Here is a 17,561-nt window from a genome sequence, read left to right as displayed (position 1 = left end):
TAGAAATTAGTGGAATTTGCTGCAAAAAGAATATGGTTAATTAAATTTTTATTTATATTTTAATTAGGGTTGATATTTATTTACATTATGAGAAGAATAATAACGATTATAGTATTATCATTTTCTATTTTTTTAGCGAGTTGTACTTCGAAGAAGAGTTATCAAAATTCTAGGACTATAGAGACTCCTAATTTTATAAATGTCACAACAGTTTTGGGTTGGCCAAATCAAGCTTGGTCTACAGCAATATTTTATAATGGTATTAAAGTTATAGCAAAAAAACACAATAGTACTATGAATGTAATATGTCCTAAGGATCAGATTTTACTTGTACAAGATTCAGTTGTGCCAGGCACAATTATAGGTAAAAAATGTAATGCTAAGGGCGGTTGTATGATCACAGGTGTTCAATTTATTTTATCTGGAGGAAATGCTAATTTCATGGCTTACAATAAAACTGTACAAAAAGGAGTCACTGTAGAAGATGAAAATGCATGGATTCTTGGGCCAGCTAATGGACTTTCAGTAGTAAATTGCATACCTAAAGACGATATTAATAATTGGATAAGTACTTAGATAATATAAATTTTTGGTATTAATTTAGAATTCTGAATTTTGTTTAAGCAAATCTAGTAATCTTGGTTAAGCCTTATGTAAGTATAGACTTTATTTTATGATAAAATACTCCAAGTGAAGTTCGAGTAAGAATTATAAGACCATGCAGTTTGCCTTTTTAAATAGTAATAAATATGCTGCGATTAATGCTTTCAAGGCAGGTGTTGCTGTAATGTTGGGGTATCTTATAGGAGATGCTTTGGGTAGTATCCTTGATATTCATGCGATGTATTTATGGATTGTAATAACGATACTTGTTGTAATGTCTACCCAACCAAATTTAGGAGGAGCTTTAGATAAGGCTCTTATGAGATTTTTAGGGACTCTTATTGGAGCAAGTGTAGCAATAATAATAGTTGCGTTTGTAAAAGAAAATACTGTTCAGGTATTACTATCATTACCATTTATATTTTTAGCGGTATATTTTGCAGGAGCATCTAAATATAGCTATGCAGGAACTTTAGCAGGTATAACATTAATTATTATTATATTAAATCAGCAGCCAGGGGTACAAGTTGCGATATATAGAGCCGTAGAAATATCATTAGGAATAGTAATTTCTCTAGCTGTAAATAGGTTTGTTTTTCCTATTAGAGCTGAGACTAGGCTTAAAGAAAGTTTTGCTAAAACAATTTCTCAAATACATGATTTCTTTGATATTCTTTTTATTGAACGTAATCATTCTCATAAGAAACTTAGAGAAAGTATTTTTCATGAATTTACAAAGCATCTTGCACTTGTAAAAGAGCTAAAATATGAGAAGTCTGCTAAAAAAGTACGTGAATTTGAGAAAATGAGTCTTTATATCCGCAGATTATATAGATATATGATAGTTATGTATGAATATATAGAAGCATCATTTGATATTACTACTATAGAAAATCTAGATAAAGAACCAGCATTTATAGAGTTCAAGAAGTATATTATGAAATCTTTGGCAGATATTTCTACTGATATCAAAACTAGAAAAAGAATAAGCTATAAAGAGTTATTACGCTTTGAAAAACATATATTACCTTTGCTAAAAGATGTTGAAATTTTGAATGATAAAGACCAGAGTTTTACTTTTTATATTAATATGTTCTTAGATGCTCTAAAAAAACTATCAATAGAATATAACTATATTTTGCAAATTTCAAAATATTGATTAAATCTTTTCTTTAGGATAGTATGTAGCCTAATTTTTTGTTATTACATTTTTATGTGTAAGAGGTTTAGTTTTATATGAATATTCACTCAAGGAATATTTTAATTCCAGCACTTATTATAACTATTATCGTCGATATAATGGGCGCAGGGTTAGTTTTTCCTATAATGCCTTCGTTATTTTTTGGTAAAGCATGTATTACATTTGGTGATCCTGGAGGTAATTTTCAAAATTGGTATTACTCAATAGCTTTGGCTTGTTGGCCATTAGGGTTATTAATAGGTTGTCCAATTATAGGTGAATTATCAGATAAATATGGGCGTAAAAAAATATTAATTGTTGCTTTATCAACGACATGTGTATCGTATTTTTTATCCGCATATGCAATATATTCGCATGATTATTTATTATTTATTGCAAGTAGGTTTATAAGTGGTTTAGCCGGAGGTGCTTTTGAAATTGCTCAGGCAGCTGTAATTGATATATCTTCAGAAGAAGAGAAATCTAAGAATTTGGGGTATATTACAATGGCTGCATCATTAGGGTTTGTAGTAGGACCTATAGTAACAAGTTTTGTTTCAACTATGAGCATTAATCATATAATACCATTTATATTTGCAGCAGTGTTTTCTTTTATAAATATGATGTTTATTATAGTTATAATGGAAAAAGACCTACCTAAGAACCCAGGCTTAGTAATTCAGTTGACAACAATATATAAGACAATATCTTTCTTATTATCAGATAAAAGAGTTAGATTGATTGGGGTTGTTTATTTGCTTATACAATGTGCATGGGGATTCTATGGTCAAGGTGTAGCATTGTTCTTAAATTTAACTTATAACTATAGTATATCTTTGACGGGACTTTTTTATGCTGTTATGGGCTTATCTACAGCTATTGCCAGTATAACAATTCAGCCATGCGTTTTTGCTAAGACATCAAGACAAGTAGCTTTTGTTAGGTCGGCTGTTATTTGTGGTATAGGTTTTGCACTTGTGGCTATATTAACTAATCAAGAAACTCAATGGTTATTAGCAATAATACTATCTGTAGCACAGTTAATTTGCTATACAGCTCTTTTGTCAATGATATCAGGAGCTGTTTCTGATAAGGAGCAGGGTAAAGCTATGGGAGCAGCAGGAGCGGGATTTGGTTTGGCTTGGTTCTTAAATGATATTATGATGGGACATTTATCAGCAATATCTCCTTCATCACCTATTTCGTTTGGTGCAATCATGTATTTTGTTGCTGCGATTATTTTTGTATTTTCTATTAAAATTTTGCGTGAAAGGGTACAATAATATCTTAATTTAACTAATATTATTTTATTTTCTTAAATGCAATTAATATCCCTAAAAAATATAAGTCTTAATTTTGGTACGCATATAGTTCTAGATAATGCGGATTTAGATATATCTAAAGGACAAAGAATATGTCTAATTGGCCGTAATGGTACTGGTAAATCATCATTATTGAAAATTATTGAAGGAGAAGTTATACCTGATGGTGGTGAAGTTATAATTCACAATAATGCTAAAGTTGCGAGTATGATTCAAGAAGTTCCTAGTAACATTAACGGTAATATCTCTGAAGTTATATTACAAGGATTAGGAGAGCTTGGAGAAAAGCTAATATCATACCAAAATACTTTAGTACATAATCCACAATCATCTGACTTAGAATTATTACATAAATATATAGATGAAAATCATGGTTGGAGCTATCTTAATGATGCTGAAATCTTAGCGTCTAAGCTTAATCTTGATTCAATTGCTCAATTTAAAGACTTATCAGGTGGAATGAAGAGAAGAGTAATTCTTGCTAGAGCATTAATAAATAAGCCTGATTTGCTACTTCTAGATGAGCCTACAAACCATCTTGATATAGATTCGATTAAATGGTTAGAAGAGTTTTTGGCAAGTTTTAGTGGAGCTATACTTTTCATAACGCATGATAGAAAGTTTTTAAATAATGTAGCAAAAAGTATCATTGAGCTAGATAGAGGGCATTTATATTCTTTTGATGGAAACTATACTAAGTTCTTGGAGAAGAAAGAACAAATATTAGATGCTCAAGAAAAAGCAAACAGTGAATTTGATAAAAGATTAGCTCAAGAAGAAGCTTGGATACGTCAAGGAATAAAAGCTCGTCGAACTAGAAATGAAGGTCGAGTTAGAGCTCTAGAACAGATGAGACGTGAACGTAAACAAAGACGTGAGGGAGTTGGAAAAGCAGATATCAAAGTTGCTCAAGCAGAGAAGTCATCCAAAAAAGTTATCCAAGCGGATAATATTGGTTTTGAATATCAAGGAAATTACCTGTTCAAAAATTTCTCTACTGAAATTCATAAGTCAGATAAGATAGCAATAATTGGTCAGAATGGTTGCGGTAAGACAACTCTTTTAAATTGCTTACTTGGTATTGATAAACCTAGCCAAGGAAAAGTTGTATTAGCAGATAATATTAAGATTGCATATTTCGATCAGCTAAGAGATCAGTTAGATGAGAGTTTAAGTATAATTGATAATGTTAAAGAAGGTTCTGACTTTATTAACATAAATGGTAAAGAAACTCACGTAATAACATATTTGCAGAAATTTTTATTTACACCAGAAAGATTACACTCACCTATAACACATTTATCAGGGGGTGAGAAGAATCGTTTATTATTGGCTAAAATACTATCTAAGCCTAGTAACATTATAATTTTAGATGAACCAACAAATGATCTAGATATTGAGACTCTAGAAATTCTAGAGGAAATGTTGATAAGTTATCAAGGTACTATAATCTTAGTTAGTCATGATAGAGAGTTCATAAATAATGTTGCTACAAGTTCTATTGTATTCGAACATGGTGAGTTGAATGAGTATGTAGGAGGCTATGATGATTGGCTATCGCAACAAAGACAAGTTGAGCAAACTAAAACTACTAAAAAAGTAGATGATGAGCAAAAAAATAAATTAACTTATGAGCAGCGTAAGCAGTTAAGAAATCTTCCTAATCAGATAGAAAAGCTAGAGAATAGCATTGTTAATATAGAAGCTCAAATGGGTGAGTTAGACTTTTATCAAAAATCTCAAACAGAGATAGCAAAAATTCAAAATCAATTAGACCAGCTAAATAAAGAACTAGAAGGTAAATATGCTCTTTGGGAAGAGCTTTTAGAATTAGAATAATCAGAATTTGCTAGTTTATCTATGTTATTATATTGCTTATGTTTATTTAAATTTAGTAACATAATTCTAGACTATGATTAAAGAAAATTTTAATTCAAAAGATCTTAAAGAAGAAAAGAAAGTCTTAGCAATAACATCATTAGCAGAGTTTGCTGAAAGATATGGCTATTATATAATTCAATCGCTATTAATATTCTACTTAATAGATAAGTTTCAAATATCTCAACATTTATCTGCTTCATTAGTTGGGACAACTCTTTCAATGGTTTATATTTCAGCTATTTTGGGTGGTTTTTTAGCAGAGAGATATTTAGGTTATTATCGTGCTGGGTTACTTGGATCATTATTTATGGTTAGTGGTTTTTTTATACTTGCATATTCATCAAGTCAAAACCTACTATATTTAGGCTTAAGTTTTATTTCTGTAAGTACAGGCCTTATAAAATCAAATATGTCGGCATTTATTGGCAGATTTTATGATCAATCCTCGTTAAATGATTCAAAAAGAGATTTTGGATTTAATATTTTCTATATGGGTATTAACTTAGGTAGCTTTAGTGCTCTATTTATTGCTAGTTTGTTGAAGGATAATTATGGTTTTGGAGCTCCTTTCTATAGTAGTATGATTGTTAGTGCTTGTATGCTCTGTATGCTTGTTGTAGGGTTTAAATTTCTCAATAAGCATATTATAGATTTTAAGCTAACATTATCAGTAACTATAAAAGTAGCTTTGTTACTTGGTGTTTATATTGTTGCTTTATTTTATATCTTTGAACAGCCGATTATAGCAAATTTTTCTATAATTATTGCTTTAGTTGGATCTATAGTGATACTTATTCTTTCTATAAAAAAATCTAGTATTAAAAAAGTAATAGTGGCGGGAATATTTTTCGCGTTATCAATAATATATTGGGGATTGTATTTCCAAATGTTTATCAGCTTATTATTGTTTACTCAATATTCAGTTGATAATTCTTTATTAAACCCAAGTCAATTCTTAAGCATTGAGGCTTTAAGTGTTTTGTTTTTTGCAAGTATCTTAGGTAAGTTTTGGATTTATTTAGATAAAAGAGGTAGTAGAATAGAAGATGTCGATAAATTTAATATAGCTTTTGTATTAATGATTGTGACATTCTTAATTATATTAGTTTCAATACTTGCATCATCACAAGGTGTTAAGGTTGCAGAGTATGGAATTATATTTGGTTATATAATTTTAGGTATTTCAGAACTATCTTTATCGGCTATTGGCTTGTCAATGATTACAAAAATAGCGCCAAAAGGCTTTGTTGCTTTATATATGGGTATCTGGTTAGTTACTTTGGGAATAGGGGGTAAATTAGGTGGATTTATAGCTAGTTTCTTCTATATAGCAGAGAACGATCTAAGCTTAGCTAAGACAAATATGTGCGATGGCTTAGATACATTTATTGTTTTAGCAGTATTAACCAGTCTTAGTATTTTATTATTAAGAAAGTTTGTAAATAAGAATGTTTAAAGATGGAATAATTTATTTGTGAAGTAATGCTAAGAAAATCTAAAAAATTAGATTTTCAGTTTGAGGATTTTACTTTTTTACTTCCCAAGTATTTCTAAGAGTTACAGTTCTATTAAATACTAGTTGATCTTTTTTACAGTCTTGACGATCTGATATGAAGTATCCGATTCTATTGAACTGAAAACGTTCTTCAGGTATTACATTTTCAAGAGATCTTTCAACTTTAGCATTTTTTATGATTTGTAAAGATTCTGGGTTTATAGTTTCTTCAATACTATCAAAACCTCCTGGATTCTCATCATTAAATAAACGATCATAGATTCTTACTTCGGCATCTAAACAGTTGTTAGCATCAACCCAGTGAATGATTCCATTAGGTTTTATACCATCTTCTGGCTTTTTGCCACCTAGCGTATCTGGTAAGTATGAACATTTTAACTCAGTAACATTTCCTATTTCATCAGCTATAACATCAAGACACTCGATTACATAAGCATTCATCAAGCGGACTCTGCCATTTGGATTAAGCTTTTTCATACCTTTTTCAAGTTCAAATACAAAATCCTCTCTTTCAATAAAAATCTCTGAAGATATTGTAATATCGCGACGTCCAAAGTCATGATCTTGAGGGTGGTTAGGAACGTCTAGAGTATGGTTAGGCATATCGATGATAGAAACTTTTATCGGATCTAGCACTGCATTTTTTCTCAGAGCATTTTTATTTAAGTCATCTCGTATAGACTCTTCTAAGACAGATACATCAATAATTGAGTCTTGTTTAGATATTCCAACTAGGTCACAGAAATTACGAATTGATTCAGGAGTATATCCTCTACGACGATAACCTTTGATAGTTGGCATACGCGGATCGTCCCAACCATCAACAAGCTTATTATCAACTAGATATTTTAATTTTCTCTTACTCGTTATTGTGTAATTTAAATTAAGCCTAGAAAATTCAATCTGTTGCGGCTTAGTTTCGAATTCAGTTTCAGAAACTACCCAATCGTAAAAAGGTCTTTGATCTTGAAACTCTAAAGTACATAGTGAATGAGTAATACCTTCAATAGCATCTTCTAATGGATGAGCAAATGTGTACATTGGATAAATGCACCATTTATCACGAGTTTTCGGATGAGTTGTGAATTTTATTCGATATAAAGCAGGGTCTCTTAAGTTTATATTACCCGAAGACATATCTATTTTTGCTCTTAAAGTTTTGCTACCTTCTGCAAACTCTCCATTTTTCATTGCTTCGAATAGTATTAAGTTTTCTTCTACGGAACGATTTCTATATGGACTGTCTTTCCCAGGTTCTTTTAATGTGCCGCGATATTCTCTAACTTGCTCTGCGGATAAGTCACAAACATAAGCTTTACCTTTTTTGATAAGTAATACAGCTAGCTCATACATTTTATCAAAATATTCTGAAGCAAAGTGGGGCTTATTTTCCCATTTAAATCCTAACCACTGTACATCTTCTTGAATAGCATTTATGTATTCGATATCTTCTTTATCTGGATTTGTATCATCAAAACGTAAGTTACATTTACCATTAAATTCTTCGGCAATTCCAAAATTTAAGCATATAGATTTTGCATGACCTATATGCAAGTATCCATTCGGTTCAGGAGGGAATCTAGTTAGAATGTTAGAAATTTTATTAGTTTCTAAGTCTTTTTTTATAATATTTTTTATAAAATTAGTTTTATTTATTTTAGTCTCATTAGTCATGATTTTTATATAGAATAGTTGAGTTTATCAAATTTACTAATAGTTTACTTTATTCATAAAACAATAACATATTTTTTTGAAAAAAAAGTATATACTGGATATAATTTTGACTTAAAAGCTAACACTTAGATTAAGCTAGGGAACTTTTGCTAATGGATCCTTCTACCGTAGATGATAATAAGTATTTATACACCTCAAAAAATGTATATCAAAATTTGTCTTTAGAGCAACTTGCAATACATGCTGAGAAGAGTTGCGGATTTATACAGCGAGAAGGTAAGACACTTGTTGTAGATAGTGGTAGCATCAAGGGAAGACTTCCTGATGATAAGTATATTGTAGAAACCAAGTATGCGAAGAAGAATGTCTGGTGGAATGAAGAAGGCTCGGATAATAAAAGATTAAAAAGGAAAAACTGGAAGCAGATAAAGCAAAAACTTTGTCAAGATGTTTCAACAAGAGATTTATTTGTTGTTGATGGTTTTTATAATCATGATGATAAAAGAAAAATGGCTGTTAGGTTAATAACTACTCAAGCTTCAGCTGCTTATTTTTTTAAACTTGTAACAATATCTAATAATAGCTTTGAACAAAGCACATTTGATCCTCAATGGGTTGTAATGCATTCTCCAGAAACAGAAATTGATAATTATGAAGAGTTTGATTTAAATTCATCTAGAGTTGTTGCGACAAATTTAAAGCAACGTGAGAGTATACTTGTGGGGACATATTATTTAGCAGAAATAAATAAAGTACTCCTTTCGGTCATGAGCTATTATTTATCTTTGAATGATATCGGTGTTTTTTACTGTGCTGTTGGTGTTGACGCTGAAGCAAAAAGTAGTATGTTTTTTGGTTTGTCTGGTAGTGGAAAGACGACTTTGGCTTTAGATAAGCAAAAAACTCTTGTGACCAATGAAGCAGTCGCCTGGACAGAAATGCGCGGAATATATAGTTTAGAGTCTGGTCTAACTATAAAAGCTGCAAGCTTTAAAAAGGATGACCCTCGCATTGAAAATTCTTTGAAAGGAGATCTTTTAATAGAAAATCCTAATTTTGATGAGAATGAAAATATTATATTTGGTCAAAAAAATAGATCACAAAGTAATACTTATGTAACTTTCTCACGAGAGGATTTAGGTAGCCTTATAAATACTGACAATCCAAGTACAATAATTTTCCTTGTTAAAGATGCAAAAGGTATTCTTCCAAGAGTTGCAAAATTAAGTAAAGGTCAAGCAATTTACTATTTTTTGTCTGGATATACTTGTACTTCAATCGGCGTTGAATCTGGAGTTACAGAACCCAAGCCAGAGTTTTCAAGCTGTTATGCACAACCTTTTTTATTGCTTAGACCGACGAGGTATGCAAGTATTTTACGTCAAAGACTAAAACATAGTAACGCTAATATCTATATGGTAAATGTTGGCTGGATCGATGGTGATTATAATACAGGTCGAAGAGTGCCTACAGAAGAAACAAAAACTATAGTTGATTATCTATTGAATAAGCCAGAAAATGTTGGCTTTAAGTTTGAGAGGCAAAAATATTTTAATTTTAAAGCATTAACTTGTATTTATGATAATGATGAGGTTTTTCATCTAAATAATATATGGGATGATAAATCAGAGTATAAAAAACAATATAAAGCTTTAGCAAAAGATTTTATTAAAAATTATGAGCAATTTGAAAACGATGAGTTTGCTTTAAAATATAAAAAGTTTGAACCAGATATCTAATAGTTAGTTTCATTGGCTATATGAAAAATATACTTTATTTATTATAATATCTTCACCTCATTTAAATTTAAAAACACATGTTAATTTATCTTTTTAAATGGCTTAGTCATTATTTTACTGGACTAGGAGTCTTTAGTAATTATATTTCTATCAGAATTATTATGATCTCCATAACATCTTTGCTAATAACTCTATTTTTAGGAGGGCCAATGATTCGTTGGTTGCAGAGGATGCAAATAGGACAAGTTGTTAGAAATGATGGTCCAGAAAGTCATTTTTCCAAAAAGAATACTCCAACTATGGGAGGCGTTTTGATTTTGTCATCAATAGTAATATCTTCATTATTATGGGGTGATTTATCAAGCATATATCTATGGATCTTGATATTAGTAGTAGTTTTTTTTGGAGCTATTGGATTTATTGATGATTATTTAAAGTTAGTGCTTAAAAATCCTAAAGGTCTGAGAGCTAAGCATAAATTTGCATTACAAACAATATTTTCAATTATATTGGCGATAGTTTTATTTTATCTTTTATCAAAAAATGGTGAGATGAGCCTATCTATTCCATTCTCAAAAAATTTATATATTCCAATGGGAATAGTACTATTTACAATCCTGACATTTTTTATTATTAATGGTAGTAGTAATGCTGTTAATTTAACAGATGGTCTAGATGGTTTAGCCATAGTTCCTGTTGTTCTTGTTGCAATGGGTCTAGGAATCTATGCATATATAGAAACTAATATTAATTTGGCAAATTATTTGTTATTTAGTTATTTAAATAATCCAGGACTTGCTGAAGTAGCTGTTTTTTGCGCAGCTGTTTGTGGCTCTGGTTTAGCTTTCTTATGGTTTAACTCATATCCTGCAGAAGTCTTTATGGGAGATGTTGGATCATTAACGTTAGGGGCTGTTTTAGGTGTTATAGCTATTATGATTCGCCAAGAATTAATATTTTTTATAATGGGATTACTTTTTGTTGTAGAAGCATTATCTGTAATGTTACAAGTAGGATCATATAAGCTTAGAAATGGTAAAAGAATTTTTAGAATGGCTCCGATACATCATCATTTTGAGTTAAAAGGCTGGCCAGAAACAAAGGTAGTAGTACGTTTTTGGATAATATCATTGATACTTTTTTTACTTGGCTTAGCAGCTATTAAGGTTCGATAATGTTTAGTTTTCATTTTAACGACGTTAAGATTTCTAGATTATTAATGGTTGGGTATGGTGTCACAGGAAAGTCAGTTTGTGACTTTTTGGCAAATTTTATTGATCTTGAAGTTGATATATCTCAAAATGAAGAAGACTTTGAAAACTTCGACTTAGCAAGTTATGATCTAATAACAGTTAGTCCTGGCATACCTCTTAATAGGTCGCCATATAAAGTATTATCAAAATATAAAGATAAAATAGTTAGTGATATTGATATCTTTTATCAGTATATTAAAAATACAAAAGCAAAAACTATTGCTGTAACTGGCTCAAATGGTAAAAGTACTGTAGTGACACTACTTGATTTTATATTTAGAAAGTTAGGTTACAAAAGTATTTTGGTTGGAAATATTGGTACACCAGCATTAAATAAAATCGGTGAAAAGTTTGATTATTGTGTTATAGAGGTATCAAGCTTTCAGATAGATACATTCCATTCTGTAAAATTTGATGTGGGTTGTGTTATTAATGTATCTCCGGATCATTTAGATAGATATGTGAATTTTGAACAATATAAGCAATCAAAATTGAATCTCGCAAATTTTACTAAAGACTTCTTTGTATATGATGTCCACAATAATGGTGTTAAGTATGCAGGAGAGTATGAGATAGTAAGGTCAAGTATATATAAAAATACCATAAAGTTACTTGATATCACTGAGACAAATCTCTTTGGTCAGCATAATTTAGAAAATATTATAGTTGTTTTAAATATCTTAGATAGATTAGGTTTAGATGCAGTTAAGGCTGTGGATGCTATTAAAAAGTTTAAAGGATTAGAACATCGTTGTAAGGTTGTGAAAAAAGTTAATGGTGTAACTTATATAAATGATTCAAAAGGTACTAATGTTGGAGCTACAGTAGCGGGACTTAATAGTATAACAAATACTAAAAATATTATATTGTTGTTAGGAGGTGTGGCTAAAGGAGGAGACTTTAGTCTTATGACAGAGTCTTTAAGAAAATATGTAAAATATGTTTTTATATATGGTCAAGATAAGCATTATATAGAAAGCTATATTAAAGATTCTTGTAAGTATGAGCTTTGTGATAATATGTTGCAAGCTCTTGAATTAGCAAGTAAAAAATCACAAAACAGTGAAATAGTTTTATTGTCTCCAGCATGTGCAAGTTTTGATGGATTCGATAACTATGTTAAACGTGGTCAAGCTTTTGAAGATTATGTTTCACAGTTAAAAAACATATAGGAAGCTATAAACAGTGCTATATAGATTAAAACTTCTATTAAGTAGGAGAAATGTAAAGAGAGAGCGTGTAAGAGCAAGATTAGAAATAGATATTTCTATAGTTTTTATAATGCTTGGACTGCTCACTTTTGGGTGGGTTATGGTTACTTCAGCATCGATGATTGATGCATTATATGATTTTAATGATCCTTATCATTATTCTATAAGACAGGGTTTTTTTGCAATTATATCAATATTTTTGTTTTTGTTAGCGTTACTTGTGCCAACTAAAAATTATGAGAAAAACTATAATGCAGTTTTCTTTATAATGCTTTTAGTTTTAGTTGCAGTATTGGTTCCAGGTTTAGGAAAAAGTGTTAATGGAGCTAGGCGCTGGATACCCCTTTTAGTAATTAATATTCAGGTTGCAGAGTTAGCTAAGCTTTTAGCAATTATGTTTTTCTCTGGTTATATCGCTACAAACTTGAAAAACATGAGTAATTTTAAAGAGGGGATTCTTACACCAATAACTTTATTGGGATGTATAGCAATACTTTTATTAATGCAACCGGATTTTGGATCTACAGTTGTAATATCGATATGTGTGATGGGAATGTTATTTGTATCTGGTAATAAAGTGCGTTGGTATGGATTACTATTGGTTGCAATGGTATTGATGGCTGCAATGCTGGTTATTATATCGCCATATAGGATGCATAGGATTACTGGATTTTTACATCCTTGGGAAAATGCAAATGGCTCAGGTTATCAATTAGTCCAAGCTCTTATAAGTTTTGGTAGAGGTGGTTGGTTTGGTGACGGCTTAGGAAATGGGATACAAAAACAATTTTTCTTACCAGAGGCACATACTGATTTTATTACTTCTGTCATAGCTGAAGAAATAGGTGTTGTTGGGCTAATGATTTTACTCTTGGTATATTTATTTATTGCTATAAAAGCTATAAATATAGCTAAATTAGCCTTTGAATTGAAAAGATATTATCAAGCCTTTTTAGCATATGGGATAGGTTTTTGGATTAGTTTTCAGGTATTTGTCAATGTGGGTGTAAATACAGGACTATTACCAACTAAGGGTTTAACTTTGCCATTAATAAGTTATGGTGGTAGTAGTTTATTAATAATGTGTTATACATTGGGTATCTTGGTTAGAGTTGATTTTGAGAATAAACTTTTAGCAGATACAATAAATCCTAGATATGTATATAAAAAAGTTAAATAGTATCAAAATCTTATAATTTTATATTATTATCTTTTTGATCTTTTATAGCTTGTTGTGACTGAAAATATTTAAATTCATTAATCCTAGATTTTGCTATAGGATCTTTTTCATCAATATCTATAGCTGGATGACACATTATTATTCCTCCATCTTTAATTTCTTTATAAGCTTTTAATATAATTTCTCTAAAATCTGCTTTGTTACTTTCAAGAGAGTATATTCCAGAAAAACTGGTATTATGCTTAATGTTATTATCTACTAGAAGATTGTTGAATTTTTTGGCACCACTACGGTATATTATGAGTGATTTAAAATCTGATTTATCCATATTAAGCGTTGAACGTATATAAGTTTGTTTTTTAAACATATCAAAATCTTTATATAAATTTATTACAACTTTTCGGATAATAGGGAAGTGATGTACATGCTGATGCCCATCAATAAAATCAGGTAAATCGCCCCACAAACCTATGAAATTATCTATTTGAGCTTTTAATTCATTATAAACATCAGAGTATTTTATTAATCTAAGCTTTGATTTAGCAAGTAGTTTAGATAATGGTAAAAATTCTTTATTCTTACTTATAGAGGTAGCTTTTGTAAAAGGAGTTCCTTCTGTTAGATTTAGATGTATTCCAACGTGAATAGAATCGTTATAAATATTTTTTAAATTAGTAATTCCATATTTTAATGCAGGCATGTTCGACATACAACTTGTAGCATTAATGATTTTTTTCTCCAATAAGTGAAGAATTCCCTTATTAACATTATCACTTAGGCCAAAATCATCGGCGCAAATTATTATTTTTTTAGACATAACAAAACTTCTTAAAATCATGAATATTATGGTTACTAGTATATATTTTATACTTTCATAGTTATAATAGCATCTATTAAGACTTAATATATTTTGTATTTAAAATGGCAAATAGAAATATTGAAAATCCCCATCTTTACGCTGTAATACCAGTTTATAATGAAGAAGCATTAATAGAATCTTTCTTAAAAGAGCTAGCTATTAAACTCAGAGAAATCTCATCAAACTATAAAATAGTCGTTGTTGATGATGGTAGTGCGGATAATTCTAGGGAGGTTATCCAGGGATTAGTAGGTGAGTTAAATATTAAACTTATTAGTTTTTCTAGAAACTTTGGTCAAGAAGCTGCTATTACAGCAGGACTAGAAGCCTCTAAAGATGCTGATGCAGCTGTTATTATGGATTGTGATTTTCAACATCCAATAGAAGTGATAGATCAGTTCTATGAGAAATGGTGCGAAGGCTATTCTAATGTTTATGGTATAAGAACTAGGAATGATCAAAGCAAAACTAGAAGTTTTTTATCAGAAACATTTTTTAAGTTCAGTAAGAGTATGATGGGTGTTGATATTCCAGCTAATGCGGGATATTTTAGATTATTAGATAAACAGTGTATCAAAGCTTTTAATTCATTATCAGAAAATAATCGTTTTATTAGAGGTCTTTTTTCTTGGATAGGTTTTAAAGGATATGCTATACCATTTCAGGTTGCTGATAGAAAAGATGAGACACCGAGTAGATGGGGATATAAAAAGCTTTTCAAGCTAGCATTTACTGGTATTTTCTCATTTTCAGCTGTTCCTCTTAGAATGATATCTCTTATGGGGATGATAATTTCCGTATTTGCATTAGCGTATGGTTTATATATTATTTTAGATAATATACTTTTTGGTATTGGTGTTAGTGGTTGGCCAACTATTGTTGTGAGTATTATGTTTTTTAGTGGTGTTCAGCTTATTTCTTTAGGTGTTTTAGGCGAGTATATAAGCCGTATATTCGATGAGGCAAAAAATCGTCCTAAATATATTATTGATGAGGATGAGAGTCGAAATATTTAATTGTTCTGAATAAACTTTTTTCTTAATCCTATTAAGTTTTCTCTTTTTAATTTTATGAATAGCTTGCTGTAAAAGTAGCTGGTTAATTTAATCTTGAAAGCTAATATTATAAAGTTTTTTGTTAATAAACACTACTTAGATGAGGTTAAAGCATAAATATAGAGAACTTATAAGTATTTTTAAATAGATTATTGATCAATGTAAAGCTAATTTAGAGTATGTTTTTAGTGTAGAGCTGACTTTATAGTATTATATGAGAAGCTCAAAATGAGCTTCCTATAATTATTTGAGATGCTACTTAAAAGTTAATTTTTAACTACTTTTACTACAACATTCTTGTTGTATCTTCCTTTAATTTGAAAATCTATATTTGGATATTTTTCTTTAATTTGTTGTAATTGTTTTTCTTTTGTAAAAATAACAATATCTTTTTTAGTTTTTAGAAGTTCACCAAATTGAGGGTAGGTTATTAAATACTTTGGCCATTCACCATTATGTGACTGTTGGTATTGTTGGATACCATAATGAAATTCTCTTGCCCAGTTATCAATTTCTGGTTTATAAGTTTTCCAATTATAAACTATATAGATATTATCATTTAATAACAGAGGCAAATCCTCTTCATAGCCTTTTTTCTTTATCTCTTCTTTTAATATAAAGTGTTTCGGCTGAGGTCTATTATAGTAAACAAATATAGTATCTTTAGGAGAGTCTTTTATTACTTTTGCTACTAAAGGCTCGGAAGTTCTAAGATCAAAGTAAGGAATTAAAAGTTGTCCTAAAATATTTAGTAACATCAAAGAAGAAGTTATTATTATTATAGCTTTTTTAAATTGATTTTTTAGAGATGATCTTAAACTATAAGATATTAGTAGAGCACATATAATTACTAAAATTGTATAAATTAAAGGTGTTTGTACATCTAAGGATAAGTGTCTTATAACAGAGAAAATTAGTATACCAATAGCTGCAAGTAAGAATATTATGCTAGCTATTATATGCATTTTTTTTAAAGATTGTATTTTATCATGCTCTTTAATTATTTTTTCAAATGATAGTGCCATTAGAAGTGATAATGGTCCAAAAATAGGCAATATATAGCTTACAATTTTTGAATTTGGAATTGAGAAGAATATTAGTATAAGTAAGCACCATAGAGCAATTAAGAATGTAGTATGGTCTTGTTTTCTATTTTGCCAAATAGTTTTAAAACCTTTAGGTAAGCGATTAAGTAGTAATACACTAAATGGTAAAAATACAGCTAAAATAATTACAAAATAAAACCATGGTCCAATAGTGTTATTAAAACCACTGCCGACAAAACGATAAAATTGTTGGAAGTAAAAGAAGAAATATAAGAAATCGGGATTTTGTTGTTGAGCTAAAATTAGCCATGGAGTTACTATAATTACAAATATAATTGCCCCAGTAGGGATATATAGCTCTTTTATTCTATGCCAGTTATTTGTTACAAGCATCCATACAAAGATAGTCATACATGGGAATGCTATAGCCATTAATCCTTTAGTTAAAAATGCTAATGCCGAGACAAAGTATGCAGCATACATGAAGAATCTTTTTTTACAGCCTATTTGTTGTTTTAAGCTAACTAAACATAAAAAGAATGCTGTCCAAAGTAGGTTTGCAACTATAAGATCCATATTCGCATAATGAGATTCAAAGAAATATAGGACATTCGCAGCTAAAATGAAACTGGCTAATAGTCCGGCAAAACGTGAGTAAAAATATCTACCAAATGAGTATATTGATATACAGCCTAATATGCCAAAAAGTGCTTGAGGTAGGCGAATAGCCCAAGCATTTACGCCAAAGAAATGCATAGAAGTAGCTTCTAGCCAGTAATAAAGAGGAGGTTTATCTAGAAAAGGTACTCCATTGATAAAAGGGGTAACCCAATTACCGGAGCTAAGCATTTCTCTAGCAATTTCAGGGTAACGTCCCTCATCTGGGATACTTAAGTGTCTATGGCCAAGAAATATAATAAAATATATAGCATAAATTACTAATAAAATTAAAATGTCATAAGCATAAGAGTTCTTGAATTTATTCATTTAAGTTTTTCAAAAAAGATAAATTAATGACTTAATGTATCTTTTAATTGTAACT

13 protein-coding genes are annotated in these 17,561 nt (G+C 29.9%); 10 read left to right on the top strand and 3 right to left on the bottom strand.

Translation table 11 applies throughout. The features are described 5' to 3' along the window. The first annotated feature begins 87 nt into the window (after nucleotides 1-87). From R8535_RS01310 to R8535_RS01290, 5 genes are all read left to right on the top strand, one after another. Nucleotides 88-576 carry a hypothetical protein gene (locus R8535_RS01310; protein ID WP_329495793.1) on the top strand — a complete coding sequence of 163 codons (489 nt, stop codon included), beginning with the start codon at nucleotides 88-90 and terminating at the stop codon, nucleotides 574-576. A 142-nt stretch (nucleotides 577-718) separates the two neighbouring features. Next, nucleotides 719-1,762, top strand: coding sequence for an FUSC family protein (locus R8535_RS01305; RefSeq protein ID WP_329495791.1), 1,044 nt, complete (start codon nucleotides 719-721; stop codon nucleotides 1,760-1,762). Nucleotides 1,763-1,839: 77 nt separating this feature from the next. Beyond that, complete coding sequence (locus R8535_RS01300; RefSeq protein WP_329495789.1) at nucleotides 1,840-3,066, top strand: MFS transporter; 1,227 nt, start codon at nucleotides 1,840-1,842, stop codon at nucleotides 3,064-3,066. A gap of 36 nt (nucleotides 3,067-3,102) precedes the next feature. Continuing rightward, complete coding sequence (locus R8535_RS01295; protein ID WP_329495787.1) at nucleotides 3,103-4,944, top strand: ATP-binding cassette domain-containing protein; 1,842 nt, start codon at nucleotides 3,103-3,105, stop codon at nucleotides 4,942-4,944. Between the two features lie 73 nt (nucleotides 4,945-5,017). Further along, on the top strand, nucleotides 5,018-6,442 hold the full coding sequence (locus R8535_RS01290; protein ID WP_329495786.1) for a peptide MFS transporter: 1,425 nt from the start codon (nucleotides 5,018-5,020) through the stop codon (nucleotides 6,440-6,442). A gap of 69 nt (nucleotides 6,443-6,511) precedes the next feature. Here R8535_RS01290 and R8535_RS01285 read toward each other — a convergent pair whose 3' ends face one another. Then, on the bottom strand, nucleotides 6,512-8,176 hold the full coding sequence (locus R8535_RS01285; RefSeq protein WP_329495784.1) for a glutamine--tRNA ligase/YqeY domain fusion protein: 1,665 nt from the start codon (nucleotides 8,174-8,176) through the stop codon (nucleotides 6,512-6,514). Nucleotides 8,177-8,328: 152 nt separating this feature from the next. Here R8535_RS01285 and R8535_RS01280 point away from each other — a divergent pair, with 152 nt between their 5' ends. The 4 genes from R8535_RS01280 (at nucleotide 8,329) to ftsW (ending at nucleotide 13,559) form a co-directional block, all read left to right on the top strand. Then, nucleotides 8,329-9,915 (top strand): phosphoenolpyruvate carboxykinase (ATP), encoded by a 1,587-nt coding sequence (locus R8535_RS01280; protein ID WP_329495782.1) that lies wholly within the window; start codon nucleotides 8,329-8,331, stop codon nucleotides 9,913-9,915. Between the two features lie 77 nt (nucleotides 9,916-9,992). Continuing rightward, the gene (gene mraY, locus R8535_RS01275) at nucleotides 9,993-11,090 is read left to right on the top strand and encodes a phospho-N-acetylmuramoyl-pentapeptide-transferase (protein WP_329495780.1); all 1,098 of its coding nucleotides are present in this window, start codon (nucleotides 9,993-9,995) and stop codon (nucleotides 11,088-11,090) included. Next, complete coding sequence (gene murD, locus R8535_RS01270; protein ID WP_329495778.1) at nucleotides 11,090-12,340, top strand: UDP-N-acetylmuramoyl-L-alanine--D-glutamate ligase; 1,251 nt, start codon at nucleotides 11,090-11,092, stop codon at nucleotides 12,338-12,340. Before mraY ends, murD begins: the two co-directional genes overlap by 1 nt. 13 nt (nucleotides 12,341-12,353) lie before the next feature. Continuing rightward, a complete protein-coding gene (gene ftsW / locus R8535_RS01265) occupies nucleotides 12,354-13,559 on the top strand; it encodes a putative lipid II flippase FtsW (protein ID WP_329495776.1) in 1,206 nt (401 codons plus the stop codon). Between the two features lie 10 nt (nucleotides 13,560-13,569). Here the strand turns inward: ftsW and R8535_RS01260 are convergent, their stop codons facing one another. Then, the gene (locus tag R8535_RS01260) at nucleotides 13,570-14,376 is read right to left on the bottom strand and encodes a ChbG/HpnK family deacetylase (RefSeq protein WP_329495774.1); all 807 of its coding nucleotides are present in this window, start codon (nucleotides 14,374-14,376) and stop codon (nucleotides 13,570-13,572) included. A 104-nt stretch (nucleotides 14,377-14,480) separates the two neighbouring features. On the opposite strand from R8535_RS01260, the gene R8535_RS01255 reads away from it, so the two are divergent. Beyond that, complete coding sequence (locus R8535_RS01255) at nucleotides 14,481-15,434, top strand: glycosyltransferase family 2 protein (RefSeq protein WP_329495772.1); 954 nt, start codon at nucleotides 14,481-14,483, stop codon at nucleotides 15,432-15,434. Nucleotides 15,435-15,739: 305 nt separating this feature from the next. Here R8535_RS01255 and R8535_RS01250 read toward each other — a convergent pair whose 3' ends face one another. Continuing rightward, nucleotides 15,740-17,506 carry an ArnT family glycosyltransferase gene (locus tag R8535_RS01250; RefSeq protein ID WP_329495770.1) on the bottom strand — a complete coding sequence of 589 codons (1,767 nt, stop codon included), beginning with the start codon at nucleotides 17,504-17,506 and terminating at the stop codon, nucleotides 15,740-15,742. Between the last annotated feature and the right edge of the window lie 55 nt (nucleotides 17,507-17,561).

This window comes from Francisella sp. 19S2-4 (genome assembly GCF_036281795.1).
GTDB lineage: Bacteria > Pseudomonadota > Gammaproteobacteria > Francisellales > Francisellaceae > Francisella.
This window is presented reverse-complemented; position numbering and strand designations above follow the sequence as displayed.

Coding starts and splice junctions, on each gene's coding strand:
- mraY (WP_329495780.1), top strand. CDS start 9,993: ATGTTAATTTATCTTTTTAAATGGCTTAGTCATTATTTTACTGGACTA.
- R8535_RS01295 (WP_329495787.1), top strand. CDS start 3,103: ATGCAATTAATATCCCTAAAAAATATAAGTCTTAATTTTGGTACGCAT.
- R8535_RS01290 (WP_329495786.1), top strand. CDS start 5,018: ATGATTAAAGAAAATTTTAATTCAAAAGATCTTAAAGAAGAAAAGAAA.
- R8535_RS01285 (WP_329495784.1), bottom strand. CDS start 8,176: ATGACTAATGAGACTAAAATAAATAAAACTAATTTTATAAAAAATATT.
- murD (WP_329495778.1), top strand. CDS start 11,090: ATGTTTAGTTTTCATTTTAACGACGTTAAGATTTCTAGATTATTAATG.
- R8535_RS01255 (WP_329495772.1), top strand. CDS start 14,481: ATGGCAAATAGAAATATTGAAAATCCCCATCTTTACGCTGTAATACCA.
- R8535_RS01280 (WP_329495782.1), top strand. CDS start 8,329: ATGGATCCTTCTACCGTAGATGATAATAAGTATTTATACACCTCAAAA.
- R8535_RS01310 (WP_329495793.1), top strand. CDS start 88: ATGAGAAGAATAATAACGATTATAGTATTATCATTTTCTATTTTTTTA.
- R8535_RS01250 (WP_329495770.1), bottom strand. CDS start 17,506: ATGAATAAATTCAAGAACTCTTATGCTTATGACATTTTAATTTTATTA.
- R8535_RS01305 (WP_329495791.1), top strand. CDS start 719: ATGCAGTTTGCCTTTTTAAATAGTAATAAATATGCTGCGATTAATGCT.
- R8535_RS01260 (WP_329495774.1), bottom strand. CDS start 14,376: ATGTCTAAAAAAATAATAATTTGCGCCGATGATTTTGGCCTAAGTGAT.
- R8535_RS01300 (WP_329495789.1), top strand. CDS start 1,840: ATGAATATTCACTCAAGGAATATTTTAATTCCAGCACTTATTATAACT.